The sequence below is a fragment of the Oribacterium sp. KHPX15 genome (genome assembly GCF_900107835.1).
In the GTDB taxonomy this organism is placed as follows: domain Bacteria; phylum Bacillota; class Clostridia; order Lachnospirales; family Lachnospiraceae; genus Oribacterium.
The window spans coordinates 104,032-129,440 of sequence record NZ_FNRG01000001.1 but is presented as its reverse complement, the minus strand read 5'-3'; the positions used below and the strand labels follow the sequence as shown (position 1 = coordinate 129,440).

22 protein-coding genes are annotated in these 25,409 nt (G+C 44.4%); 2 read left to right on the top strand and 20 right to left on the bottom strand.

Features of this window, described 5'->3' with window-relative positions; genetic code table 11:
• Nucleotides 1–20: 20 nt before the first annotated feature.
• From BLV86_RS00515 to mtaB, 13 genes are all read right to left on the bottom strand, one after another.
• Nucleotides 21–1,415, bottom strand: a complete 1,395-nt coding sequence (locus BLV86_RS00515) for a glycine--tRNA ligase (protein ID WP_031548398.1) — start codon at nt 1,413–1,415, stop codon at nt 21–23.
• A 188-nt stretch (nt 1,416–1,603) separates the two neighbouring features.
• Nucleotides 1,604–2,251, bottom strand: a complete 648-nt coding sequence (gene recO / locus BLV86_RS00510; RefSeq protein WP_090814736.1) for a DNA repair protein RecO — start codon at nt 2,249–2,251, stop codon at nt 1,604–1,606.
• A gap of 32 nt (nt 2,252–2,283) precedes the next feature.
• Nucleotides 2,284–3,192: a GTPase Era gene (era, locus tag BLV86_RS00505; RefSeq protein ID WP_031548394.1), complete on the bottom strand. Its 909-nt coding sequence runs from the start codon at nt 3,190–3,192 to the stop codon at nt 2,284–2,286.
• A 15-nt stretch (nt 3,193–3,207) separates the two neighbouring features.
• Nucleotides 3,208–6,177, bottom strand: coding sequence for an insulinase family protein (locus BLV86_RS00500; RefSeq protein WP_090814735.1), 2,970 nt, complete (start codon nt 6,175–6,177; stop codon nt 3,208–3,210).
• A 93-nt stretch (nt 6,178–6,270) separates the two neighbouring features.
• Nucleotides 6,271–7,122, bottom strand: coding sequence for a YdcF family protein (locus BLV86_RS00495; RefSeq protein ID WP_049962228.1), 852 nt, complete (start codon nt 7,120–7,122; stop codon nt 6,271–6,273).
• A 74-nt stretch (nt 7,123–7,196) separates the two neighbouring features.
• Nucleotides 7,197–8,450: a peptidase U32 family protein gene (locus BLV86_RS00490; RefSeq protein WP_090814734.1), complete on the bottom strand. Its 1,254-nt coding sequence runs from the start codon at nt 8,448–8,450 to the stop codon at nt 7,197–7,199.
• Between the two features lie 31 nt (nt 8,451–8,481).
• The gene (locus BLV86_RS00485; RefSeq protein WP_031548386.1) at nt 8,482–9,132 is read right to left on the bottom strand and encodes an O-methyltransferase; all 651 of its coding nucleotides are present in this window, start codon (nt 9,130–9,132) and stop codon (nt 8,482–8,484) included.
• Between the two features lie 107 nt (nt 9,133–9,239).
• The gene (locus BLV86_RS00480) at nt 9,240–9,806 is read right to left on the bottom strand and encodes an endolytic transglycosylase MltG (RefSeq protein WP_049962227.1); all 567 of its coding nucleotides are present in this window, start codon (nt 9,804–9,806) and stop codon (nt 9,240–9,242) included.
• A 3-nt stretch (nt 9,807–9,809) separates the two neighbouring features.
• Nucleotides 9,810–11,423 (bottom strand): ribonuclease J, encoded by a 1,614-nt coding sequence (locus BLV86_RS00475; RefSeq protein ID WP_442950754.1) that lies wholly within the window; start codon nt 11,421–11,423, stop codon nt 9,810–9,812.
• A gap of 286 nt (nt 11,424–11,709) precedes the next feature.
• Nucleotides 11,710–11,973 (bottom strand): DUF1292 domain-containing protein, encoded by a 264-nt coding sequence (locus BLV86_RS00470; RefSeq protein ID WP_029200620.1) that lies wholly within the window; start codon nt 11,971–11,973, stop codon nt 11,710–11,712.
• Nucleotides 11,974–12,012: 39 nt separating this feature from the next.
• The gene (ruvX, locus tag BLV86_RS00465; RefSeq protein ID WP_242873200.1) at nt 12,013–12,426 is read right to left on the bottom strand and encodes a Holliday junction resolvase RuvX; all 414 of its coding nucleotides are present in this window, start codon (nt 12,424–12,426) and stop codon (nt 12,013–12,015) included.
• A gap of 183 nt (nt 12,427–12,609) precedes the next feature.
• Entirely contained in the window at nt 12,610–12,873 is a 264-nt protein-coding gene (locus tag BLV86_RS00460) for an IreB family regulatory phosphoprotein (protein ID WP_090814732.1), read from the bottom strand.
• Between the two features lie 41 nt (nt 12,874–12,914).
• Nucleotides 12,915–14,477, bottom strand: coding sequence for a tRNA (N(6)-L-threonylcarbamoyladenosine(37)-C(2))-methylthiotransferase MtaB (mtaB, locus tag BLV86_RS00455; protein WP_090814731.1), 1,563 nt, complete (start codon nt 14,475–14,477; stop codon nt 12,915–12,917).
• A 195-nt stretch (nt 14,478–14,672) separates the two neighbouring features.
• Here mtaB and BLV86_RS00450 point away from each other — a divergent pair, with 195 nt between their 5' ends.
• Together BLV86_RS00450 and thiI are read left to right on the top strand one after the other, a co-directional pair.
• Nucleotides 14,673–14,915, top strand: a complete 243-nt coding sequence (locus BLV86_RS00450) for an HPr family phosphocarrier protein (RefSeq protein ID WP_029200623.1) — start codon at nt 14,673–14,675, stop codon at nt 14,913–14,915.
• 97 nt (nt 14,916–15,012) lie between these two features.
• Entirely contained in the window at nt 15,013–16,212 is a 1,200-nt protein-coding gene (thiI, locus tag BLV86_RS00445) for a tRNA uracil 4-sulfurtransferase ThiI (protein WP_090814730.1), read from the top strand.
• A 500-nt stretch (nt 16,213–16,712) separates the two neighbouring features.
• Here thiI and prmA read toward each other — a convergent pair whose 3' ends face one another.
• The 7 genes from prmA to hrcA all read right to left on the bottom strand — a co-directional run bounded on the left by prmA (nt 16,713) and on the right by hrcA (nt 25,204).
• A complete protein-coding gene (prmA, locus tag BLV86_RS00440; protein WP_090814729.1) occupies nt 16,713–17,777 on the bottom strand; it encodes a 50S ribosomal protein L11 methyltransferase in 1,065 nt (354 codons plus the stop codon).
• Nucleotides 17,778–17,990: 213 nt separating this feature from the next.
• The gene (locus BLV86_RS00435; protein WP_090814728.1) at nt 17,991–19,148 is read right to left on the bottom strand and encodes a cysteine desulfurase family protein; all 1,158 of its coding nucleotides are present in this window, start codon (nt 19,146–19,148) and stop codon (nt 17,991–17,993) included.
• Between the two features lie 163 nt (nt 19,149–19,311).
• Nucleotides 19,312–20,121, bottom strand: coding sequence for a 16S rRNA (uracil(1498)-N(3))-methyltransferase (locus BLV86_RS00430; RefSeq protein ID WP_090814727.1), 810 nt, complete (start codon nt 20,119–20,121; stop codon nt 19,312–19,314).
• A 155-nt stretch (nt 20,122–20,276) separates the two neighbouring features.
• The gene (dnaJ, locus tag BLV86_RS00425) at nt 20,277–21,401 is read right to left on the bottom strand and encodes a molecular chaperone DnaJ (RefSeq protein WP_031548367.1); all 1,125 of its coding nucleotides are present in this window, start codon (nt 21,399–21,401) and stop codon (nt 20,277–20,279) included.
• A gap of 80 nt (nt 21,402–21,481) precedes the next feature.
• Nucleotides 21,482–23,347, bottom strand: coding sequence for a molecular chaperone DnaK (gene dnaK / locus BLV86_RS00420; protein WP_090814726.1), 1,866 nt, complete (start codon nt 23,345–23,347; stop codon nt 21,482–21,484).
• Nucleotides 23,348–23,456: 109 nt separating this feature from the next.
• Nucleotides 23,457–24,101, bottom strand: a complete 645-nt coding sequence (grpE, locus tag BLV86_RS00415) for a nucleotide exchange factor GrpE (RefSeq protein ID WP_242873199.1) — start codon at nt 24,099–24,101, stop codon at nt 23,457–23,459.
• 71 nt (nt 24,102–24,172) lie between these two features.
• Nucleotides 24,173–25,204, bottom strand: coding sequence for a heat-inducible transcriptional repressor HrcA (gene hrcA, locus BLV86_RS00410; protein ID WP_031548361.1), 1,032 nt, complete (start codon nt 25,202–25,204; stop codon nt 24,173–24,175).
• Nucleotides 25,205–25,409: the final 205 nt, after the last annotated feature.

The following is a 25,409-nucleotide window of genomic DNA, read 5'->3' as shown; positions in this document are numbered from 1 at the left end:
AGGCTATAATCAATTTTTTATCAGAATGCAAGCTTCTCTTCGAAATAGCTCTTAAGCTGATCGATGGCGATACGCTCCTGCTTCATGGAATCTCTCTCACGGATAGTAACACAGTGATCATTCTCTGAATCGAAATCATAGGTTACACAGTAAGGTGTACCGATCTCATCCTGTCTTCTGTATCTCTTTCCAATGTTTCCTCTGTCATCGTACTCAACATTCCAGTACTTACTAAGCTCATCATTGATAGCCTGTGCACCCTCGGCAAGCTTCTTTGAAAGAGGAAGGATACCGATCTTTACAGGTGCAAGTGCCGGATGGAAGTGAAGGACTGTTCTCTCATCACCGCCCTCAAGCTCCTCTACATCATATGCTGCGCAAAGGAATGCAAGAGTTACACGGTCAGCTCCAAGTGAAGGCTCTACAACATAAGGAACATAATGCTCATTTGTCTCATCATCAAAATATGTCATATCCTGACCTGAAACCTCCTGATGACGTCCAAGGTCATAATCGGTTCTGTCAGCGATACCCCAAAGCTCGCCCCATCCAAACGGGAAAAGGAACTCAAGGTCTGTTGTTGCCTTTGAGTAGAAGCTGAGCTCTTCCTTCTCATGGTCTCTTGCGCGAAGCATTTCCTTAGGCATGCCAAGGCTCAGGAGCCAGTCCTGGCAGAACTGTTTCCAGTATGCAAACCACTCAAGATCTGTGTCAGGCTTACAGAAGAACTCAAGCTCCATCTGCTCAAACTCTCTTGTACGGAATGTGAAGTTACCCGGTGTGATCTCATTACGGAATGACTTACCGATCTGTCCGATACCGAAAGGAAGCTTCTTACGTGAAGTTCTCTGTACATTCTTAAAGTTTACGAAGATACCCTGTGCTGTCTCGGGACGGAGATAAACTGCGTTCTTTGCATCCTCTGTTACACCCTGGAAGGTCTTGAACATGAGGTTGAACTGACGGATACCTGTAAAGTTATGCTTACCACATGTAGGACATGCTACCTTGTGATCCTCGATGAATTTCTCCATCTCTTCGTTTGACCAGCCGTCAACTGAGCCTTCAAGCTCAAGTGCGTTCTCAGCTGCGAAATCCTCGATGATCTTGTCTGCACGGAATCTCTCGTGGCATTCCTTACAATCCATAAGAGGATCAGAGAAGGATGCAAGATGTCCTGAAGCGATCCAGGTCTGAGGGTTCATAAGGATAGCACAGTCGATTCCGACATTGTACTTTGACTCCTGAATGAACTTCTTCCACCAGGCTTTCTTAACGTTGTTCTTTAACTCAACACCGAGATTTCCATAATCCCATGTGTTGGCAAGTCCGCCGTAGATCTCGGAGCCCGGATAAACAAATCCTCTTGACTTTGCAAGGGAAACGATAGTGTCCATTGTGTATTCTTTTGCCATTTTTTCCTCTTTCTGCCGCCGGAGTGCGGCTAAGAATAAAGTATTTAGTTTCACGCTTCTGCGCTGTTTTTCACTATACAACCTGGAACCGAAAAAATCCAGCGAAATCGAAACCGTTCCGCTGTGAAATGGCGGACAGAGCCAGAGGGCATCTGGCCCTGTCCTGTCTTTCTCGACCGATACAATCCTCATCTGAGTGTCTTCAATATCTCCAACGACCTGAAGTTATGAGGCATCACATCACCGAGAAGGGCGTCAACATTGGAAGCAAACTCCTCGAAAACTTCCGGCTTAAGTGTGAAGGTATAAAGCTTCATGATGGGCGTTGACAGAACATACTGCCAGGCAAAGGCACAGGCCTGGGAGCATGGGAACGGCGGTTCCTCGGTGTACTCGCCGCTTATATACAGGAGCCTGAGTTCGTAGATTCTTCTCACCAGTTCGTTGTCAAGGTTTGGATTCAGTATGGCCTTTAACGATAGGAAGATAAGGTTCACCATTTCCGCGGCCTCCAGATTTTCCTGGGCAAGGTAGTCCGCAAATTCCAGCACATAGGAGCCGTAGCAGGCATTAACGAGATCCGTTGCTATCTCCTCAAAGTAATTATTCACTTTGATGTCCCTAAGGTTGTAACCGCTTTTCCCTTCAGTCAGGGCAAATGTCCCGAAAACGAAGTTTCTGGTGGCTGCCATAAACCTGGATCCCGGTTTTTTTGCCCCCGCCGCCCAGACAGTGATCTTTCCCTGTTCATTTGTAAGTACAGATAGTCTTTTATCAAAGTCACGGGATGGTGCCGAGCTCAGCACCACCCCGTGAAGTTCTAATTCATCACGCATATTTTCTCCTGAGAACCGTTTCCGGTCCGGAATTACGTTTCATCCTTGTAGCCGTAGTTTTTCAGGAATGTGTCCGAATCTCTCCAGTCCTTTCGCACTTTGACAAAAAGCTGGAGGTTGACCTTGTCGTCCACCATTTTTTCGATCTGGATACGGGCGCCTGTGCCTATACGTTTAAGCATTGAACCGCCCTTTCCGATGATAATGCCTTTATGGGCATCTCTCTCGCATACTATAGTGGCTTTTATGTCCCAGAGGCCGTCCTGTCTCTGATGCATCTGGTCGATGAGAACCGCTATGCCATGAGGCACCTCATCATTTAACTTGCGGAGCGCCTGTTCCCGGATAAGCTCAGCTGCGATCTCACGCATAGACTGATCCGTAACAGTATCCCTGTCATAATATCTCGGTCCCTCAGGCAGGTACTTGAAAACTGCATTCTTAAAACCGTCAATGTTTTCGGCTCTTGATGCAGACAGGGGAACTATCTCCGCAAAGTCCATCAGAGTTTTATATTTTTCTATGGCAGCTTCAAGCTCCTCAGGCTTGTCCTTCATGGTGTCTATCTTGTTCACCACAAGTATCTTGGGTTTCCCTGAGTTTTTGATAACCTCAGCTATATGCTGTTCGCCTGCTCCAATATAGGTTGTCGGTTCCACCAGCCAGACGATGACATCCACATCCTTAAGTGTATTTTCGGCAACATTGTCCATGTACTCCCCAAGCTTGTTTTTTGCTTTATGTATGCCCGGAGTATCCAGGAAAATGATCTGTCCGCGGTCATCGTCATAGACCGTCTGTATCCTGCCTCTGGTGGTCTGTGGCTTGTTGGAGACTATGGCGATCTTCTGACCTATGACATGATTCATAAGTGTAGACTTGCCAACATTCGGTCTTCCAACCAGGGCCACGAAACCGGTTTTTATCTTTTTATCTTTCATATATTTCCCATTAAATTAGTTTTGCTTAAAGAGTTCCTCTGTGGTGTAGAACTTATCCTTATTGTCCTCAATAAGCTTGTTGTTTCCAACGGTACATGCCGCACCCTTTTCAAGGATCTCCTTTGCGTAATCTGAGAGTGCATTGATCTTTGCCTCGCTTGTTGCAAGGATCTGGTCTCTCTCCTCCTGAAGCATGTCATTGGTTACATGAGACAGGAAGGCACTTAAGGTCAATGCAGCCTTTGCGGAATTTGTCCTCGGTGTATCAAGCTCGGAAATAGCGCCTATGATGTACTTTGTCATATCTCTTTCCGAAGTTTTGAACTCCTTAATGAACTTAGGTATGCCCTCATAAATATCCAGAGTTTCCTTAAGATGAGGATCTCTGTAGGATACAAAGTATCCTTCACCTGATCTTCCGAAACCTGACATACATCCGTAGGCTCCGCCTTTGACACGAAGATTGAGCCACAGATACTGATAATTCAGTATCACCTTAAGTACCTTAAGGGCACCTGTATAAGGATGCTTCTTTGTATCATAAAGTCCTGATCTGCCGACATAGTTAACCTGTGAAGGAGTCTTGAAGCCTTCATTGAGATTACCGCTGAGTGTAAGCTGCGGCAAAGCCTTTCCGGCTGAAGCCTTGTATGGTTTGAAACCTTTATCAAGCTTTCCTGCCTTCTCTTCCAGCTTCCGGATGCCCTGCTCAAAGTTCTTTTTGAACTTAGGGAATTCCTTTGCGAAGGCATCATTACCCTCTTTCTCGCAGGCAAGTGATATAAACATATTTTCAGGTCTGAAGAGCTTGCAGGCAACATCTCTCAACTTCTTCTGAAGCGCCTTTTTATCCTTCTTAAACTCATCGGATATTCTGTTGATGAAACGGTAGTAGCTTATGCCTCCGGTAAGGTCCGCATATCTTCCGGTTGCGGAAAAATATGAGGTTGCCCTGTTAACGGCATAGCTGTGGCTTGAGCCTTCAACCTTCATTCTTTCTCTTGAACGGGCCTCGTTCAGGATCTCCTGCATCCTCTTATCATCTTCGAATTTTGTTGTATGAACTATCTCATCAACTATATCGAGGCCGAACGGGAAACCGTCATACAAAAGCTTCACATCGATACTGAAGATACCTGTGTAGTAGCCATACTTACTGATATTGGGATAAGCACTTGCATCAAAGTTGATGCCTCCGGTGTTTAAAAGGATATCAGAGGTCAGATCCTGATAAGTATGTTTTTCGGTATCCATATAGCCGAGAACTGTCTTCAAAAATCCTGCGTATGGAAGCTCCTCTTCTGTGAGGCAGGCTGTATTGAAATTGAATCTGAGATAAGCAATACCTCTTGTTTCAAGCTCGGTACCGATAAGAAGTGTATCGGAAAGCCGTGTCTCCTTCCAGCTGAAGGTTTCTGCCTTTTTATCGATATCGCTAATGCTTAAGAGCGGTAGCTTCTCAAGATTCTCTTCACTTGTGGGCTCCTCCTGGTACTCCTTGAGCATCTTTGTATCGGAAACACACTTTTTGATCTCTTCCTTTGACATCTTTGCCTTAACGGCTGCCAGCTTTTTCTTTAACTCCTCCTCACGTTTTTCCGTAAGACCTCTTTCAGGCTTACAGATAACCAGGGCCGAATGTTTATTTCCAAGAAGATACTTCTCGATAAGTTTCTCGAAATAACCTTCTTCAACATCCTTTCTAAGCTCTTTATAGTACTTCTCACAGAAAAGATAATCCCAGGGCTTTCCGCCATAGAGCCAGGTATCAAGTGATGTAAGGCTGTATACAAGTCCCTTTGGGGTACGTCCGTAATCAGCCTCTCTGTACTGGAATTCGTCATGATTTATGGCAGCCAGTAATGTCTTCTTATCAAGGCCCTCTTTTACAAGCTTCTTTAAAGTCCTCTCTATTATCTCCAGGAATTTTTTCTTATCCTTCTTGTCGGTTCCCTTGGCAGTCACGGAGAAGTATGGCTGTTTGATTCCGTCCTGGAAACCTCCGAAGATGTCTTCTCCTATACCTGCTTCGATAAGTGCCTGTTTAAGGGGAGCTCCCGGAGAAGAAAGAAGTGCATAATCCAGGATGTCGAGAGCAAGGTTTGACTTGCTGTCCAGAGCATCCACTACTACATTCCAGGAAAGATATGTATTTTTCTCAAGAGGTTCATTTTCACCCACAGAATAGGAAATCTCTTCCTCCTGCATCTTGTCGAATGGCTTCTGTGCAGCAATGTCTGAGTTAGGCTCGATGGCTGTGTACTCAGAAAGATATGCTTTATCAAGCCACTCAAGCTTCTTCTCCATATCCATATCGCCATACAGGAAAATGTATGAATTGGAAGGATGATAGAAACGGGCATGGAATGCTTTGAAATCCTCAAAGGTAAGGTCCGGGATATTCACAGGATCTCCGCCGGATTCATTACCATAAGTTGTATCCGGGAAAAGAGCATGCATGATATAACGCTCAAGCACAGATTCGGGATTAGAAAAAACGCCCTTCATCTCGTTGTAAACAACACCGTTATAGATGAGGTCATCTTTCTCATCCTGCATTTCATAATGCCATCCCTCCTGCATCATGATGCGTGGGTCCTTAACAGAATTCGGATGGAATACCGCATCCATGTAAACATCCATGAGATTATCGAAATCCTTATCATTTCTTGAAGCGATGGGATATACCGTTTTATCCGGATAGGTCATGGCATTTAAAAATGTATTGAGGGAACCCTTGGCAAGCTCAACAAAAGGATCCTTCAGCGGGAATTTATCAGATCCGCAAAGAACAGAATGCTCCGTGATGTGTGCTACACCTGTGCTGTCCTCTGCCGGTGTACGGAATGCAATGCCGAATACCTTGTTATCATCAGTGTTTTTCATTGTGAATATCCGCGCACCACTTTTTTTGTGTCTGTATATGCAGGCGTCCGTCGAAAGTTCTTCGATTCTTTTCTTCTCTATCAGCTCATAATTCTTCATCAAGCCTTTCTCCTCTCTTATATAAAACCTATCTGTCCCGGAATACCGGGGGGGTAATGAGTCCTGTGCATTACCTTAGGCTTATTCAGCGGTTTAAATATTACCCACCAGTCTGTCTTTAAACAGAGCAACTGCTTCCCTGACCGCGAGATGAACAAGCATCATTTCATCTGTCTTTGCGGCCATAGGGCAGGCATCCATAACGCCATATTTTTTAGCAATCTCCTTTGCACGGAACAAATTAAAATCCGAGGTTATGATACCTATGGACAAAGGACGATCCACTCCAACAATTATATCATCTCTTTTTTGGTTTTGTCTTACAAAAGGTTCATTATGATGACTCGCCTTATCGGCAATGAGTTTTTGATCATGATCCTGATAAATAGTTCTTAATGAGAACCCTATCTTTTCCTGAGTGGAATCCGAATAGAATTCCAGCAGAAGGTTTTTGTCGGGTATTCCTGCATTTATCATGTAATGATACATAACAGTAGCTTCCGTATTTCTTCCATACTCACTTCTGCCTCCCGACAATACAAAAACCGTATTGGGATTTTCTCTGGCGTATTCTATTGCCTTATCCAGTCTTCTTTCCAGAGATTTGGAAATCTTGTTATCGACGAGATTTGTTCCTACGACTATCACGTAATCAAGGTTCCCCTGCGCCCTGGTGTGCGCATTTGAAAAAATCACCGTAAGTATGGTGAGGAGAATTGCAACAGAGAAACCGTAAGTAGCAAAGAAGAATACAAAGGGTCTCAAAGGAATTTCCTTTTTTTCCTTAAACTTCTTTCTGACATATCTCACCATGAAAAACATAATGAAATTCAGCAACGCAAATAACGGCCAGAACCACATAAAAGAGGTCAGGCCGTATTCAACAAATATCAGGAATACGTATGCAAGCGAAGCTATTCCTATTGCTACAAAGATTAGTTCCATAAGATGTTTTACCTTTTAAGGCTGTTTTGGAGCCCCTCCGCAAGATATGAAGTCAGATTTCCCCGGATCAGGCTTTACTCCACGTCCTGTTTCTCCGGAGTCGTTTTTCTGATAATGTCTCCGGCTTCAGGCGCTATCGAAAATCTCACTTTGATCTGCTGGCATGCATGAGGGCAGGAATCCTGAGGTACGTCGGTCTCTGCGTCACGGATTTCAAGTACTTCGATAGGGATATCCTCACCGTTCGGCTTCATTATCTCTATCATCTCTCCCACGGAGAACTTGTTCTTCTGCTCGAGATAGCTCCAGCCTTCCACATCGCTGCGCTTTATGGTTCCGAGATAAACAGAACCTGTCACATAAGTATTGTTATCATAGATATGGTCATCGGCAGAAGGTTTTCCGTAATAGAAGCCTGTAGTGAACTCGCGGTAGGTACACTTTGCTATTTCAGACTTGTACCACTCCATATTGGCTCTGTACTTCTCTTCGCTTTCCTTAAGATCGTCAAGAGCCTTGCGATAGGTTCTGGCAACGGTAGCGACATAAAGAGCCGTCTTCATTCTTCCCTCGATCTTAAGGGAATCAATGCCTGCATCTATAAGCTCAGGCACATGCTCGATCATACAGAGATCCTTTGAGTTGAAAATGAATGTGCCTCTCTCATTTTCATAAATCGGGAAATACTGTCCCGGTCTAGTCTCTTCAACTATATTGTACTTCCAACGGCAGGGATGTGTACACTCTCCTCTGTTGGCGTCTCTTCCCGTGAAATAATTGCTGAGCATGCATCTTCCCGAATATGACATACACATAGCACCATGGATAAATGCCTCGATGTCCAGCTCCTCAGGAATATGCTGTCTTATCTCTTTGATCTCCTTAAGGCTCAGCTCTCTTGCACATACCACACGCTTTGCCCCAAGCTTCCACCAGAAAAGGAAGGTTTCATAATTGGTATTGTTTGCCTGAGTTGAGATATGAAGCTCTATGGAATCCGGCAGAACCTCCTTTGCGATCATAAATACTCCGGGATCTGCAATAAGAACTGCATCGATACCTGTTGTGGCAAGTTCCTCAAAGTACTCCCTGACACCTTCCATATCTCCATTATGCGCCAGGATGTTTGCGGTTACAAACACTTTTACATTTCTTTCGTGTGCAAATGCAACACCCTCACGGATCTCATCAAGAGTAAAGTTCTTGGCATTGGCACGAAGTCCGAAAGCCTCTCCGCCGAGATATACAGCATTTGCTCCATAGTTCACGGCAGTTTTAAGTACCTCAAGTGATCCTGCGGGGATCAGCAGTTCAGTTTCCTTTAACATTATTTTTCAATCCTCTCCTCATTTATTAACCTTAGCGTCTTACACTTATGGAAATGCCATCTCCATCCGTGAGTATGGCAGTTTCCAGCAGTTCGTTATGCTTCAGCTCAAAAAGATATTCTCTCATCCGGCTGTGGATGGTACGGTCCCGCCTTTCCACCTGATACCGGCTTTCTATGATACGGCCATCCTGAAGGATGTTGTCGCTGAAAAGAACCGCGCCCTTTGGCAGCATCTTTATGATATCCGGAAGCCATATTATGTACTGGGCTTTTGCGGCATCCATAAATATAAAATCAAATTTTTCGCCGTTTTCCGCAAAACTTTTGATTACTTTGCCGGCGTCATCATTGATAAGTCTGATCCTGTCTCTGTATATGCTTCCGGAAATGTTTTTACCTGCTTCTTTAACTCTCGGCTCATAGTTTTCCACTGTGATAATGCTTCCGTCCGAAGGCTGCACCTCTGCCATGGTCAGGGCAGAATAGCCGACAGCCGTGCCTATCTCAAGGATTTTTTTCGGCCGGAGCATAGTTATGAAACATTTAAGAAGCGCCGCCGTTTCATCCCTTATGATGGGGATTTCCGCCGCAAGCGCTTCTTTTCTCACATTTTCCAGAAGCTCACTCCGATCAGGTTCAAGTGAATGTATATAATTCACAAGTTTTTCGTTTACGATCAAAGCTTCACTTCCTCTGGTAATTCTTTACTGGTCCGGCGTAAAAGCGTAAAACCCGCAATCCGCAGGACTTAAATCAGGTTTAATTCATAATAGCATCATTATCCGCCTTATTGTCCTGCAGCTGCAGCAGCGCTTTCAGCCAGCTGTGACTCGAAGGCTGCATTGGCAGCATCCTGAGCTATCATGTTTTCATCATCGGAACCTCCGATAACTTCAACTCCGTTGGCATCCGTCTCTATCTCTTCGGCAGCCGTAGTGGCTTCCAGATCCATAAGATTCTTATCCTGCAATTCCTGATACTTTGCACCTTCCTGAGTCAGATGCCGGATAATCTCCGATGTGGTCATAGACCTTGAGATGCTATAGGTGCCGGGTACGTACTTAGCCTCATAAAGGAGCGACTGAACCTTAAAAGCATCAGCATTATCAATAAACTTCTTTTTCAAAAGTGCTTCTGCGATTTCCTCAGAACTCTGACCTTCACTTATAACAAACTCTTCCTCAGGAGCTCCATCAACTGCCATTGCATGGTCATACATGAGACCATGGCCATAGCTGTAGGCCATTCTTATGCCGTTGGTCAGACCATATACTAAAAGTGCTATCAATATGACACGCCAGGCGAGCCCAACCACAAAGCTTGTTACCCGCTCCAAGGTATCTCTGTGACCCATTTATCAAACCTCCATTATGATGGGAAGGATAACAGGATTTCTCTTGATGCGCTTCCAAAGAAAATCGCTGAGGGAATCCTTGATAATGTTCTTGATCTTGCCCCAGTCATTGACATGACGTACGAGACAGTCATCAACCGCATCCTGAACATGTACCCTTGCCTCTTCCATAAGATCCTCTGATTCACGGACATAAACAAAGCCTCGTGACACAAGATCCGGTCCTGCAAGAAGATGTCCGGAATACTTTTCTAGAGTAAGAACAACTACGATGATACCGTTCTGGGCAAGATTCTGACGATCTCTCAAAACGATATTACCTACATCTCCGACTCCGAGTCCGTCAACGAAAACTCCTCCGGCCTGAACATGCTCTTTTATCTCTGATTTGCTCTTGCCATCCTTCATGGAAAGCTCAAGCACGTCTCCGTTTTCTATAAGGAGGCACTTTTCCTTTTGAACACCGATCTGTTCCGCTATTCTGGCCGCAGCCATACGGTGATGATACTCACCATGAACAGGTATGGAATATTCAGGTCTTACAAGTGAGAACAGAAGCTTCAGATCATCTGCGCAGGCATGTCCCGAAACGTGGGTATCCTGAAGGATGACCTTGGCATGAAGCATGCATAACTCATTGACCACCTTGTCTACTGCCTTCTCATTACCAGGAATAGGATGTGAAGAAAGCACAACAACATCATTGGGCTTAATGCGTACCTTCCGGTGCATTCCGCTGGCCATACGGCTTAATGCCGCCATGGACTCGCCCTGTGAACCTGTAGTGATAAGCACAGTCTGTTCATCGGGATAGTTTCTGAGCTGATCGATATCAATGAGAGTTCCCTCTGGGATATCGATGTAATTAAGCTCTGATGCCACGGTAATGACATTAACCATGGATCGTCCCTCAACCACTACCTTTCTTCCATACTTGGAAGCCATGTTTATGATCTGCTGTACACGGTCAACATTAGATGCAAATGTTGCAACGATTATACGGTTCTCTCTGTGCTCTGCGAATATCCTGTCCAGAGTAACTCCTACCGAACGTTCCGACATGGTGGAACCCGGCTTTACGGCATTGGTGGAGTCGGACATCATTGCAAGAACTCCGGATCTTCCAAGCTCGGCAAAACGCTGAAGGTCGATAGGATCACCGAAAACCGGCGTATAATCCACCTTAAAATCTCCCGTATGAACTATGGTTCCCGCAGGTGTGAAGATGGCCAATGCTGCCGCATCCTGTATAGAGTGATTGGTTTTTACAAACTCAACTTTTATGTCTCCGAAATCAATGATTCCTCCGAAGGGAACAACATTCATTTCTATGATCTGGTCAAGACCGTTTTCTTTAAGCTTATTCTCAATGAGAGCCATGGTAAGTCTTGTACCGAACACGGGAACTTTGATCTGCTGAAGAACATAGGGAAGTGCTCCGATATGGTCTTCATGTCCGTGAGTGATAACAAAACCCTTTACCTTTGAAATATTATTCTTCAGATAAGTGATATCAGGAATAACAAGATCGATACCCAGCATATCACCTGAAGGGAAAGCAAGACCGCAGTCAACGATCATGATGCTGTCTTCCGTTTCAAATGCTGTGATATTCATGCCGATCTGGTCAAGACCTCCGAGAGGGATGATTCTGATCTTGCCATTCGGAACTGAGCTGTCAGATTTCTGCTTTTTTCTCCTGTGGTTTGTTGTTTTGTGTTCCTTTACAGCAGCCTCTGTTTCAGCTGTTTTTTCTGTTTTTTCTATTTTTTCAATTTTTTCAGTTTTTTTGGTGTGGCTTGCCGGCTTTCTTTTACGCTTTTCGCCCTTTTCCAATGTAACAGCCTGTTCATCGTTTTCCTTAACTGCTGTTTCGAGCATATCCATATCCTCTTTGTTTTTATTACTTCTCAATAGTTATACCTTCTCCTTCCAGAAGTGCAGAAAAAATCTGCATCACTGCCTCAGACTCCTTGTCATCGACAAACTCATAATCTGCTTCTGCATCCTCGGGTCCTGATACATCTTTCATGACATAGCACTCACCATCTTCACCTTCGGGAGCATCCGTCACAAGGATATAATTAACCCCCTGTACAGTAGTCTCCTCAAGGATTTCAAGTTCGAGTGTTCCATCCTCGGATTTTAACCGGATAGTATTTTCCATGTTGTACTCCTAACTTCTGTATATTACACAGAGAGGCTTTTAACCTCTCAGATATTGTTCCAGAATCAACTGTGCGGCAACCTGGTCGATAACCCTTTTCTGTTCGGATCTCTTTATGCCGCTTTCATCGAGTATCTCCGCTGCCTCCATAGTGGTGAGACGTTCATCGGTGAACTCCACCGGAACCGTGACCCTCAGCTTAAGCATTTCCACAAAGTCCCTGGTCCGGAGAGCTCGCTCTCCCTCAGTATCATCCATATTCAGCGGAAGACCGACTACGATTTTTTCCACATCATAGTCCGAAACGATTTTTTGTATCTCCGACAGGGTTTTCCTGAGTTTCGATTCCCTGTCTCTAAGTATAGTCTTAAAAGGCTGTACCGTTATACCCATAGGGTCGGTCATGGCAACACCAACTGTTTTTGATCCGTAATCCAGTCCCAGAATTCTCAATGAAAATCTCCTATATAAACGCATTTTTTCCGCCGTTTATCTCTGACATACAGACGCAGATCTAATTGGCTCCTATATCACTAATGTTTAAAATTGCTTACATGAAACTCCCACGATCAAAACCGTGGGCAGAAATATAAAAGAGTCTGCCGGCACGGACAGACTCTTCATAGACACACAAAATTACTTGCTGAGCTTTGCCTCAACATATGTCTTCATAAGCTCTTCAAGGATCTCATCACGCTCGACCTTCATGATAAGGCTTCTTGCGCCCTTGTGGCTTGTGATATAAGTAGGATCACCGGACATAATGTAACCTACAATCTGATTTATGGGATTATAGCCCTTTTCCGTAAGCGCCTCATAGACACGGGCCAGAACCTCCGTAACATCCAAATCGTATTCCTGCATCGGTCTGATAATCTGTGTACTGCCTAAATCGTTCATATTGTCACGTCCTTTTAATAACTTAGTTAATTCTATACCATTTACAAAATCAATGCAAGTACGCATGTCTCACATAATTCTTGGCCCTGCACCCTGATTATTTGTCCTATTTTACCCGTTCCTTCAGCATTACTTGTAAGCGGTACCATGAATCTAACATAACTTTTGTTGTAACCCCTCAGATATTTTTTTCCGCCAAAGGTAATGATATCCTCCGGTATGATTTCGGATTCTTTGTCTAAAAAGCTTCGTCTGAAGACTTCGGATTTTGTCTCATCCAGTCTGATAAGCTTTTCGGAGCGTTCCGACTTTATCTTATCGGGAACCTGATCCTTCATTTTGTCAGCAACAGTTCCCTGACGTCTACTGTACTTAAAAACATGCAGCTCATAAAATCCTGTTTCATCTATGAAATCATAGGACTCTCTGAAATCTTCTTCCGTCTCTCCGGGAAATCCCACGATCACATCTGTCGTTACAGCCGCATCATCCCATGCCTTTCTTATAAGCTCAACAGAATGTCTGAAGGCAGCAGTGTCATAATGTCTGTTCATAGCCTTAAGTGTACGGTCACAGCCGCTTTGAAGAGACAGATGAAAATGAGGACATACCTCAGGGATTTTTTTCAGTTCTTCAATAAAAGCTTCGGTAATTATGCGTGGCTCAAGACTTCCGAGTCTCACCCTGTTGATGCCGGGAACATTGGCCACACTTCTTATAAGCTCCAAAAGGTGTTCCGAAGGCACATCGTTTTCCATGGCAAATTCATAATTGGCATTATCAAAATCAAGACCATAAGAAGAAAGATGGATACCCGTAAGTACTATCTCGTGATAGCCTCTTTTTGCAAAATCCGCAACTTCCTTCACTGTGCTTTCGACAGACCTGGATCTTATGCGTCCACGTACATATGGGATGATGCAATAGGAACAATACTGGTTGCAGCCATCCTGAACCTTCAAAAATACTCTGCCGTTATCCTCTATCTCACCGGCTCTCAGATCCTCGTAGCTTTGATCCTTTAAAATATCTTTTACATAGCAGGAGGTTCTGCTTTTAAAATTCCGCCTTTCTGAATTACTTTCTGCAGTCTCCACAGAAACTGTTTCTGTGAACCCTCCTTTAGAAAAACTCTCTTCACTTCCGCCAATGTTATTTCCTGTCGTTTCAATTGTCACAGACTCATCTTCCTGTCCGTTGTTAAATGAACCTTCTTCATCTGCTTCACCCAGATAGTATTTTTCAATCGCACTCACCAGATTGCCCTTCTCATTATTACCCAGCAGGATGTCAACAGCATTATCATATTTCAGTTCTTCAGCTTTTGCCTGGACATAACATCCCGCTGCTATAACCACCGCATCAGGATTCATGGCACGGGCTTTGTGTATCATCTGCCTGGATTTCCGGTCTGCAATATTTGTAACAGAGCAGGTGTTAATGATATAAATGTCTGCCTTACCCTTATCCCAGGAAACAATCTCGACTCCCGCTTCCCTCAGCTCCCGGATCATAGCTTCGGCTTCGTATGAATTAACCTTGCACCCAAGATTATGCATTGCTGCTTTCTTATTTTTCAGTTCCATATCTTTCTTTTTATTCATGTTTGGAAATATATCCTGTTTCTAATGTCTGAAGTGTCTCCGTTTACCGGCCGAACCATCACCTGAATCCTTGTTTTCCTTTAGGAAACTTTGACATTCTATTGACTTTTGAAGTTCGTTATTGCTAGAATTATCAGTGTATAAGTGTTTTAAAAAATGATCACTGATAAATATTATTTTAAGGAGGATTTCATCGTGAAAACCGTTCGTATCTCACTTAATTCTATCGATAAAGTAAAATCATTCGTTAATGAACTCGTAAAGTTCTCTGACGTAGATTTCGATCTTGTTTCAGGTCGTTATGTTATCGATGCAAAGTCCATCATGGGTATCTTCTCACTGGACCTTTCAAAGCCTATCGATCTTAACATCCACGCTGATGCAGTTCGTATGGAAGAGATTCTTTCCGCTCTGACACCATATATCATTTCAGAGTGATCGATATCGTTTTATTTTAACGGGAAATCAACAAGTGTCAAGCTGAGTGCGTACATATCAGTACGCACTCAGTTTCTGTTATAAGAAAAGGAGTTCTATGCATTACCAAAGCTTTCTTATCAAGTATGCCGAGATAGGCACCAAGGGAAAGAACCGCTATGTGTTCGAGGATGCCCTGGTTCATGACATCAGAAAAAAGCTTGAGCGCGCCGAAGGCGATTTTAAAGTATATCGCGAGCGCGGACGTATCTATGTCACAGTTAAATCAGAAAATTATGATTATGAGGAAACAGTGGATGCCCTTCAGCACGTATTTGGAATAGTGTCCATTTGCCCTATGATCCAGATGGATTCAACCCACGACTACAAGGTTCTTTCAGACAAGGTTATCTCTTACTTCAAGGAGGTTTACGGCGACCGTAAGCTTACCTTCAAGGTAAATACAAGAAGAGCCGATAAAGAGTTCCCGATGCAGTCCAACGAGATCGACGCAGAGCTCGGTCACGACATACTGGAAGCTTTCCCCAATACCTCTGTAGATGTTCACAATCCTGAGGTTATTATCCGCGTGGAGATCCGCCAGTTTATAAACATTTACTCCGAGATCATCCCGGGTGTCGGGGGTATGCCTCTGGGAACAAACGGCAAGGCCATGCTGCTTCTTTCAGGCGGAATAGACAGTCCTGTGGCAGGTTACATGATCGCACGCCGTGGTGCCGTTCTTGAGGCAACCTACTTCCATGCACCTCCATATACCTCAGAGCGTGCAAAGCAGAAGGTTGTCGATCTTGCCAATGAGGTCGCCCTTTACTCAGGACCTATAGCTTTACATGTGGTTAACTTCACTGACATCCAGCTTAAGATTTATGAGAAGTGTCCTCATGAGGAGCTTACCATCATCATGAGAAGATATATGATGCGTATCGCTGAGGCTATTGCAGAGAAGCGCGATTGTATAGCTCTTATCACGGGAGAATCCATCGGTCAGGTCGCAAGCCAGACCATGCAGTCTCTTGTATGTACAAATGAGGTTTGCAAGCTTCCGGTTTATCGTCCGGTTATCGCTTTTGACAAGCAGCAGATTGTTGAGGTTTCACAGCAGATCGGAACCTACGAGACTTCTATCGAGCCTTTTGAGGATTGCTGCACGATTTTTGTTGCCAAGCATCCGGTTACGAAGCCTATTCCGGAGAAGATCCGTAAATCGGAGCAGATAGTCTATGACGAGATGCTGCCTATGGTCGAGAAGGCGGTTAACGAAGCTGAGCTGATATGGTGTGCGGGTAAAAGCCGATAAGGACTGAAATGGTACAGAAAATGCAAGGGATGCGCGACGGCCCACGAGATTGAAAAGACACCGGGCGTTCTATGTTCGCCCCAGCTGCACTGACGTGCATCTGGTTCGTACATAGAACGCCCGGTGTCTTTTCAACTCGCAAGCCTAGCCGCACATCCCTTGCATTTTCTTCACTTTATTGGCAGCCTGTGCTGGGACAGGTCTCATATATAGATTTTATAACTAAGTCTCATAAAGTCTCATTTACGCATGAGACTCAGTGATACTATGGTGAGACTACAATGAGACTTTCCTATATAAATCCCACCATTTCAGCATTTTTCAATTAATACATAGTCTCATTTTGATGAGACTGATATGAGACTCAGTATTATAATTTCCACACAGATTCATTTTTATCATAAACAGCACCTGTGATTTTCTTTATCTTAGCTGTGTTAATCGAGGTAGCTTGTTTTTAAATTGACTTAATCATCGGCAGAGGGGGATAATAACAAGGGTTATTTCTTGCGGGCGGTGACGTTGGTCCATTCGCCCTGGTGGTTGATTTCTAGGATTTCCCAGATGTCTGAATGGCTCTTGAAGGCTTCGACTACTTCCTGCTCGCGCTCGTTGAGGATGCCGGAGGTTATGAAAAGGCCGTCTTTTTTGAGGAGAGGGGCTACTTCTCCGGTGAGGAGGACGATGACCGGGGCAAGGATGTTGGCAACGACAATGTCGTATTTGCCGAGACCCATGTCAGACTTGACTTTCTCGTCCCCGATGACGTTGCCGACTACCATGTCGAAGCTGTCTTCAGGAAGGTTGTTTGCTTTCAGGTTGTCTCGGACTGCGGGAACTGCTTCTTCATCAAGGTCTGTGCCATAGATATGACCTGCGCCCAGCTTGAGGGCTGTGATGCCGAGGATGCCGGAGCCTGTTCCGATGTCGGCAACTTCGTCACCTTCTTTCATGTATTTCTGAAGCTGACGGATGCAGAGCTGGGTTGTTTCATGCATTCCGGTTCCGAAGGCTGTTCCGGGATCTATTTCTATGAGGAGCTTATCTTCGTCTCCTTCGGGGATTTCTTCCCAGGTTGGCTTTATGAGAATGTCCCCTACTGTGAATGGATGGAAGAAGGTTTTCCAGTTGTTGATCCAGTCTTTATCTTCTGTCTCCGAGGTTTCGATGGTTCCCTCTCCTACTTCACAATAGTTTCGCATTTCTGCTATCATCTCTTCAACATCCTGAAGAAGCTGTTTCAATTCTGCAGGAGTGTAGACATTAGAAGTGTTCGGCATATAACTTGCGTCTACGGATGGGTCTTCCATATACTTCTTTGCTTTCTCGATTCTGTCCTGCTTGTCTTCAGGTGACAGCACTTCTACGTAGAAGCTTACATCTGCCTTTCCGTCATCCGGTCCGATATCTGGAAGGATGTCAATGAACATGCCTTTGGTGTCATCCTCGGAAAGAGGGATCTTGTCTTCTATCTGTACTCCGTCAAGTCCGAGGTCCGCAAGATTCGCACTCAGGATATCCTCTGCCTCAGTAGTTGTATGAATAGTGAATTTTCTCCAAACCATATTAGTTGCCTTTCGTTATTCCGTACTTCTCACATATGAAATATCAAGAAGCCATTATCCGGATTGTAAATCTGAATGTATTGCAATTCTATCTGAATTAAGCTGTTCTACAATTCCCACTGCTTAATAACACTATAAATCATCTATCTTAATATTTACTCTGCTTTTTGAAGCCTTAATATCCGACTTGCAAAAACAGATCTCATTGGCTCATTAGAATCTTGTAAATCTTCTGAGCACCGGAACGAGTTCCTTCAGTGCTTCCATGCAGAGGTCGACCTCTTCCTTTTCATTGAATACTCCGAAGGAAAATCTGATGGTGGAGTCCTGAAGCTCAGGTTTTACTCCGATTGCCTTCAGGGTTCCGGATATGCCGGGATGATTTGATGAGCATGCCGAACCCGAGCTTACGTAGATACCCTTTTCTTCAAGCGCATGGAGAAGTACTTCTGCACGAACTTTCTCGAAAGAGACAGATACGATGTTAGGTGCCGAGGAATCTCCTCTCTCCGAATTCACGGTTACTCCTTCAATTTTTGATACTTCATCTATGAAGTAGTTCTTTATATCCATGATACGTGCAATCTTCGCATCATGATCCTTGTAAGCAAGTTCTGCCGCAAGTCCCATACCTGCGATTCCGGGAACATTGTGGGTTCCGGAACGCATATCTTCCTGCTGTCCTCCTCCATAGATCATGGGTCTCAGGCGGATCTTCTCATCTACGTAAAGGAATCCAACGCCCTTAGGTCCGTGAATCTTGTGACCTGATACAGAGAGCATATCGATGTTCTGCTTCTTTGGACGTATGGTCAGTTTTCCGTAGGACTGAATAGCATCTGTGTGGAACCAGGTGTTGGGATTACATACCTTAACGATCTTTCCTATTTCCTCAACAGGCTCAATGGCACCGATTTCATTGTTCACATGCATTATAGTAACGAGGATCGTATCATGTCTTATGGCGGTTCTCAGGTCATTGAGATTTATATGACCCTTGCTGTCTACCGGAAGATATGTGATCTCATATCCAAGTTCTGCCAATGTATCCAGCGGCTTATAGATGGCTGCATGCTCAACCTGTGAAGATATGATATGCATTCCCTGCTTGCGTTTTGCAAGGGCAGTTCCGAAGATGGCGGTATTGTTTGATTCTGTGCCACCGGATGTAAATATTATCTCCTTGGGTTTAACCTTCAGGGTATTTGCAACCTGCTCCCGTGCTGTACGGAAATATTTCTCCGCATCAAATCCTTTTATATGCTTTGAAGAGGGATTACCGTAGTCCTCCTCCATTGTTTTCTTCATAAGCTCCACAACCTCAGGATAAACCCGTGTTGTGGCTGAATTATCAAAATATATTTCTCTCATTTTTTATTAATCCTGTTCTAAACCTTTTCGACACATTTATTTCTGCGACTGTAAATACGATGCATTTGCGGCTCTCGTCATCATAACGCAATTCCGGTTTTATGATATCTTTACTGATCACAGCTCAAAACTTCGGTAAGCATTCATGGTTCCTTGCCACGCCTTATAGGTCTTTATCAGCTTTTGCCTCCAGCATCAGCATCAGTACGCTGAGACTGGTTATGGCAGCAGTCTCTGTCCTGAGAATACGTTTGCCAAGAGTAATGGGTTCTATACCATGTTGAAGAGCATCATCTATCTCTGAATCGGAGAAGCCTCCTTCAGGGCCGATGAATACAGCTATCTTGCCATGATCCGGAAGCTTTTGGAGTTCATCCATGGTGTGTTTAATGCTTTTGGCATTTTCATAGGGAATAAGTTTAAGGTCAAAATCCTTCACAAATTCCATTGCCGCCTTCCACTTCATCACAGGCATCACTTCAGGAATAATGGACCGTTTGGACTGCTTTGCAGCGGCCTCCGCTATAGCCTGCCAGCGCTCGGTTTTCTTTTGCTGTCTTTTATCGTCAAGCTTGATGACCGTGTTTTTCGAATCCAGCGGAATCACCGCATGAGCTCCAAGTTCTACTGCTTTCTGAACTATAAGTTCCATCTTATCCTGTTTGGGAAGTCCCTGGAAAAGATATATGTCGGCAGGAAGTTCATGTATCTCTTCCACAAAGTTTATATGCAGAATCACTTCCGGCTCGGTTACAGAAGAATCCCCTGTCTCTCTTGCCTCTTTTATGTAATTCTCATCATGGACTTCAAGCACATCGCACTCATAGTCCGTCCCTTCACCGTCAGAGATAAGTATTTTTTCACCCACCCTCACACGAAGGACATTCTTCAGATGATTATAATTGTCACCTGTCAGACGGACTCTGCGGGCATCTGTATCTATATCAGATCTGTCTACAAAAAAATGATGCATATCAACCTGCTTTCACACGAACTGTATCAATAAAATCTTCGCTATTATAACAAGTAGGCTCAAAAAGTAAAACCCTTAATCAGGGATAGAAATAAAACCGGTGACGAAGATTCTCTTTATCGGGAATCCTTGCCACCGGCTAAGCATTATATCATTTATGCATCTATTGTCTCTCCGCAGGTCTTTGCGAAGGCCTTGAGAGCTTCCTTCTGCTCCTTGTTGAGTGAGGAAGGAATATTTACAACTATGGTAACGTACTGGTCACCGCGAACATCCGGATTATTAAGGCTTGGAACGCCTTTGCCTCTCAGTCTTGTCTTTGTGTCGGACTGAGTTCCCGGCTTGATCTGAAGCTCTACATTACCGTCTACTGTACGGATAACCTTCTTTCCTCCGAGAGCAGCTGTTGCAAAACTGATCTCTTCTGTAGAGTAAATGTTTGTACCCTGACGTTTAAAGAACGGGTGCTGTGATACAGCTATATCCACGAGGAGATCTCCTCTCGGGCCACCGTTTGTTCCGGGGTCTCCACCGCCTGAACGACGAAGGGTCTGACCATCATCGATGCCGGCCGGGATAGTGATCTCGATATTCTTCTGAGTTGTAATGTATCCTTCACCATGACAGTCAGGACATTTCTCCTTAACGATCTTTCCGGATCCCTGACAATCAGGACATGTAGTTACCTGCTGTATAGTTCCGAACATGCTCTGTCTTGTCACAACCACCTGGCCGCGGCCATTACATCTTGTACAGGTCTCAGGCTGTGTTCCGGGCTTTGCACCGGTTCCGTTACACTTCTTGCATTCATCCTTATATCTTATCTTAACTGTCTTTTTACAGCCCTTGATGGCTTCATCAAAAGTGATACGAACTCCGGTACGGATAGACTGCCCACGAGTTGCCTGATTAGCCGCACTGCCTCCATATGAAGAAAAACCTCCACGGGATCCGCCGAAGCCAAAGATATCTCCGAATATATCCGAGAAATCCATTCCACCGAAATCAAATCCGCCAAAGCCGCTGCTCTGTCCTGCAGCTGAGTTTGCATCAAATGCAGCATGACCGTAAGTATCGTATGCTCTTCTCTTCTGCTCATCTGAAAGAACCGCATATGCTTCATTTGCCTCACGGAACTTCTCTGCCGCAGCTGCATCACCGGGATTTGCGTCCGGATGATACTTTTTAGCAAGCTTACGGAAAGCTCTCTTTATGGTTGCATCATCAGCATTTTTATCTACACCGAGGACCTCATAATAGTCCCGCTTTTGTTCTGCCATGTTTTACTCCTAGCAATATATCAACATTTGCCCCCGACGCAATGCGCCGGAGGCATTTCAAAAAACAACGATTAATGATTTTATACTTCCTTGAAGTCGCCGTCAACAACATTGTCATCGGCACTGCTCTGCTGAGCACCCTGATCTGCTGCTCCCTGAGCACCGGCTGCACCCTGAGTTGCCTGAGCCTGCTCATAAACCTTTGAGAAGAGAGCCTGTGAAGACTTCATAAGTGTCTCCTGAGCTGCCTTGATCTTCTCAGCGCCGTCCTTTGTGATGGACTCAAGCGGATTAGCTGCAAGAACATCCTCGAGAGCCTTAAGGTCAGCCTCAACCTGTGCCTTATCGGAACCTGAAATCTTATCACCTACGTCCTCAAGAGCCTTCTTGGTCTGGAATACGATAGAGTCAGCACCGTTTCTTGTCTCGATAGCTTCCTTCTTTTCCTTATCAGCTGCCTCATACTGAGCAGCCTCCTTAACAGCCTTATCGATATCATCCTTGCTCATGTTAGATCCGGATGTGATTGTGATGTGCTGCTCCTTACCTGTTCCCTGATCCTTTGCAGAAACATTAACGATACCGTTTGCATCGATGTCGAAGGTTACCTCGATCTTAGGCATACCACGTCTTGCAGGAAGGATTCCGTCAAGTCTGAACTGACCGAGAGTCTTGTTATCTCTTGCGAACTCACGCTCACCCTGTACTACATGAATATCTACAGCTGTCTGGTTATCTTCAGCAGTTGAGAATACCTGAGATGCTCTTGTAGGGATTGTTGTATTTCTCTTTATAAGAGGAGTAGCAACGCCTCCAAGTGTCTCGATAGAAAGTGTAAGTGGTGTTACATCAAGAAGAAGAACGTCACCGGCACCGGCATCACCTGCAAGCTTACCACCCTGGATAGCTGCACCGATAGCTACGCACTCATCAGGGTTAAGAGTCTTGCTTGGCTCCTTTCCTGTAAGCTGCTTAACCTTGTCCTGAGCAACAGGCATACGTGTTGAACCACCAACCAGGAGAACCTTGTCAAGCTCGCCTGATGTAAGTCCTGCATCACGAAGCGCATTCTGTACAGGTACTGCTGTTCTCTCTGTAAGATCAGATGTAAGCTCCTCAAACTTGGCTCTTGTAAGAGTCATATCAAGATGCTTAGGACCCTCAGCAGTTGCTGTGATGAAAGGAAGGTTGATATTTGTTGTAGTTGAAGCAGAAAGCTCTTTCTTAGCTTTTTCAGCTGCTTCCTTAAGTCTCTGAAGAGCCATATTGTCCTTGCTGAGATCTACGCCCTCAGCCTTCTTGAACTCCTCAACCATCCAGTTCTGGATACGGTTATCATAATCATCACCGCCAAGACGGGTATCACCGTTTGTTGAAAGAACTTCGATAACACCGTCTCCGATATCGATGATAGAAACATCAAATGTACCACCACCAAGGTCATAAACCATAACCTTCTGCTCTTTACCTTCATCAAGACCGTAAGCAAGAGCTGCAGCTGTAGGCTCGTTGATGATACGCTTAACATCAAGGCCTGCGATCTTTCCGGCATCCTTGGTTGCCTGACGCTGAGCATCATTGAAGTATGCAGGAACTGTGATAACAGCCTCTGTTACCTTCTCGCCAAGATAAGCCTCTGCATCAGCCTTAAGCTTCTGAAGAATCATAGCTGAAATCTCCTGAGGAGTATAGTCCTTACCGTCAATGCTTACCTTATAGTCTGAACCCATATGTCTTTTGATAGAAGCGATGGTTCTGTCAGCATTGGTTACAGCCTGACGCTTTGCAGGCTCGCCTACAAGTCTCTCACCATTCTTTGTAAATGCCACAACTGAAGGTGTTGTTCTGAGACCCTCTGCATTTGCGATAACAGTAGGCTTTCCACCTTCCATAACTGCTACACAGCTGTTTGTTGTACCTAAATCGATTCCAATTATCTTTCCCATAATGTTCTCCTTTTCTATCTATTGCAAAACTTGATTTCTTTATAATTTTATAACGGCGGAACTCTTTGCTCCTGCCGAGTGTTACTGAAACATGCTTTCTAAGGCTTTACTATTTTTTCACCTTAACCATGCTGTGTCTGATAACCTGATCTTTGTAAGTGTATCCCTTCTGAAGATCCTGTGTGACTGTATCCTCTTCCACGTCGCTTTCTGTATCTGTCATAACTGCATTGTGGAGGTTCGGATCGAATTTCTCGCCCTCAGCCTTGATGGCTTTGACCTGAAGATCCTCAAACAGTTTTTCAATCTGTTTGTAGATGCCCTGAACACCCTTCGTGAAAGCATCCTCTTCATCTTCCTTCTCAACAGTTCCGAGAGCTCTTTCAAAATTGTCAACCACCGGAAGAAGCTTCTCAATTACTTCTCTGGCACCGAAGTCGAAATTCTGAATCTTCTCCTTCTCAGTACGCTTGCGGAAATTGTCAAACTCCGCATAAAGCCTTGTGTATTTATCCTTAAGATCGGCTATTTCTGCCTCGTACTTTTCCTTGAGTTTTACGGTTTCGTCATCCTCAGCCGCATTTTCATCATCTTTAGCCTCAGCTTCATCATTTTCTGAAGCTTCCGCATTCTCAGAGTCCTCTGCTGCTTCCTTGTTTTCCTGAGACTCTTCCATGGTCTCCTCAACATTTTCTTCTTTTATTTCTTCTGTACCCTGTTCTTCGGAAGACTTCTTTATTTCTTCGTCCTTCAAGATAACCTCCTGTCCTTAATCCTTACCGGATCTTTATATCTTAAGCTGCCCTGCAGCCTTTTTAACCTTAGCTACTGAAATGCCTGATCCATCTCACTCTGAAGCTTACTGAGTATCTCCAGTACCTTTTCATAGTCCATACGCTTTGGTCCTATGACACCTATAGTTCCCTTCAGTCCGTTTCCAAGCTCGTAATTGGCTGTTATCACCGAACAGTCGGACATGTTCTGAAGCGGAGACTCTTCTCCGATGTAAACCTGTATAGGCTTTTTCCCGTCGGCATGAGCCTCAGTTTCCTTCACAAGAGAAGCAAGTTCATCCTTTGTTTCGAATGCACTTATAAGCTTTGATGCATTATCGGAATCCACAAGCTCCGGATACTTGAAAATGTTGGTTGCTCCGGAAGTATATATCTGACTCTCTCCGAGATTGATATCCAGCATATTGAGAATGCTGTCAACTATGGCTTTTACAGTACCCTTATAGCTTGTCCTTGCAAGAAGCTGTCCGATACGGCCTTCGGTGATATCCTCAACGCTCAGTCCGTTAAGCACATCATTGAGCAGCATGTTAATGCTCAGGACTCTGTTGAAATCAAGCTCCTCAGCGCCGTCCAAAACCACAGATGAGGTCTTTACGATATTGCCCTGCATCATGATGACAAGAAGAAGTCTCCTTGCATCCACAAGAGAAGTCTGGATAAACTTGATCTTGTTGGTTCTGATAGAGGGTCCTGTAACCACCGCTGCGTATTTGGTATTCTCCGCAAGGTTTCTGACAAGTGTTTTTAATGTTGTCTCCAGACGATCCACCTTTTCAAACATCTCGGTTTTTACATCGTCAATCTCATGCTTATGGTTTTCCATGAGCTGGTCAACATAAAATCTGTAGCCCTTGTCACTGGGGATACGGCCTGCCGAAGTATGAGGCTGAACTATATACCCCATCTCCTCCAGATCACTCATTTCATTTCTGATGGTGGCAGAGCTGAGATTCAAACCTGAATACTTACTTATGGTTCGTGAACCAACCGGTTCTCCGGTCTCAAGGTAATTTTTGATTATCGTGGTAAGGATAACAACCTTACGTTGATCCAGTTCCATCTCTCCGCCTCCTTCTGATTTTTTGTTAGCACTCAAAATATTGGAGTGCTAACATCTGAAATTTATAATACTCGCCTTGTAAATCTATGTCAAGAACTTTAGCGAAAAGCAATTGTGAATAAAGAATGAACTGAACAAAAAAAGAAGCATCTTAGAACGATGCTTCTTTACTGGTTTTAGTTTAATCGAGGTCATCAACCCATCT

Excerpts from the sequence above, each read along its gene's own strand:
- thiI (WP_090814730.1), top strand. The coding sequence starts at position 15,013 with ATGCATTACCAAAGCTTTCTTATCAAGTATGCCGAGATAGGCACCAAG.
- BLV86_RS00500 (WP_090814735.1), bottom strand. The coding sequence starts at position 6,177 with ATGAAGAATTATGAGCTGATAGAGAAGAAAAGAATCGAAGAACTTTCG.
- era (WP_031548394.1), bottom strand. The coding sequence starts at position 3,192 with ATGAAAGATAAAAAGATAAAAACCGGTTTCGTGGCCCTGGTTGGAAGA.
- BLV86_RS00470 (WP_029200620.1), bottom strand. The coding sequence starts at position 11,973 with ATGGAAAATACTATCCGGTTAAAATCCGAGGATGGAACACTCGAACTT.
- BLV86_RS00430 (WP_090814727.1), bottom strand. The coding sequence starts at position 20,121 with ATGCATCATTTTTTTGTAGACAGATCTGATATAGATACAGATGCCCGC.
- BLV86_RS00490 (WP_090814734.1), bottom strand. The coding sequence starts at position 8,450 with ATGTTAAAGGAAACTGAACTGCTGATCCCCGCAGGATCACTTGAGGTA.
- dnaK (WP_090814726.1), bottom strand. The coding sequence starts at position 23,347 with ATGGGAAAGATAATTGGAATCGATTTAGGTACAACAAACAGCTGTGTA.
- hrcA (WP_031548361.1), bottom strand. The coding sequence starts at position 25,204 with ATGGAACTGGATCAACGTAAGGTTGTTATCCTTACCACGATAATCAAA.
- BLV86_RS00495 (WP_049962228.1), bottom strand. The coding sequence starts at position 7,122 with ATGGAACTAATCTTTGTAGCAATAGGAATAGCTTCGCTTGCATACGTA.
- BLV86_RS00515 (WP_031548398.1), bottom strand. The coding sequence starts at position 1,415 with ATGGCAAAAGAATACACAATGGACACTATCGTTTCCCTTGCAAAGTCA.
- BLV86_RS00480 (WP_049962227.1), bottom strand. The coding sequence starts at position 9,806 with ATGGGTCACAGAGATACCTTGGAGCGGGTAACAAGCTTTGTGGTTGGG.
- mtaB (WP_090814731.1), bottom strand. The coding sequence starts at position 14,477 with ATGAATAAAAAGAAAGATATGGAACTGAAAAATAAGAAAGCAGCAATG.
- BLV86_RS00475 (WP_442950754.1), bottom strand. The coding sequence starts at position 11,423 with ATGAATATCACAGCATTTGAAACGGAAGACAGCATCATGATCGTTGAC.
- prmA (WP_090814729.1), bottom strand. The coding sequence starts at position 17,777 with ATGGTTTGGAGAAAATTCACTATTCATACAACTACTGAGGCAGAGGAT.
- dnaJ (WP_031548367.1), bottom strand. The coding sequence starts at position 21,401 with ATGGCAGAACAAAAGCGGGACTATTATGAGGTCCTCGGTGTAGATAAA.
- BLV86_RS00435 (WP_090814728.1), bottom strand. The coding sequence starts at position 19,148 with ATGAGAGAAATATATTTTGATAATTCAGCCACAACACGGGTTTATCCT.
- BLV86_RS00460 (WP_090814732.1), bottom strand. The coding sequence starts at position 12,873 with ATGAACGATTTAGGCAGTACACAGATTATCAGACCGATGCAGGAATAC.
- recO (WP_090814736.1), bottom strand. The coding sequence starts at position 2,251 with ATGCGTGATGAATTAGAACTTCACGGGGTGGTGCTGAGCTCGGCACCA.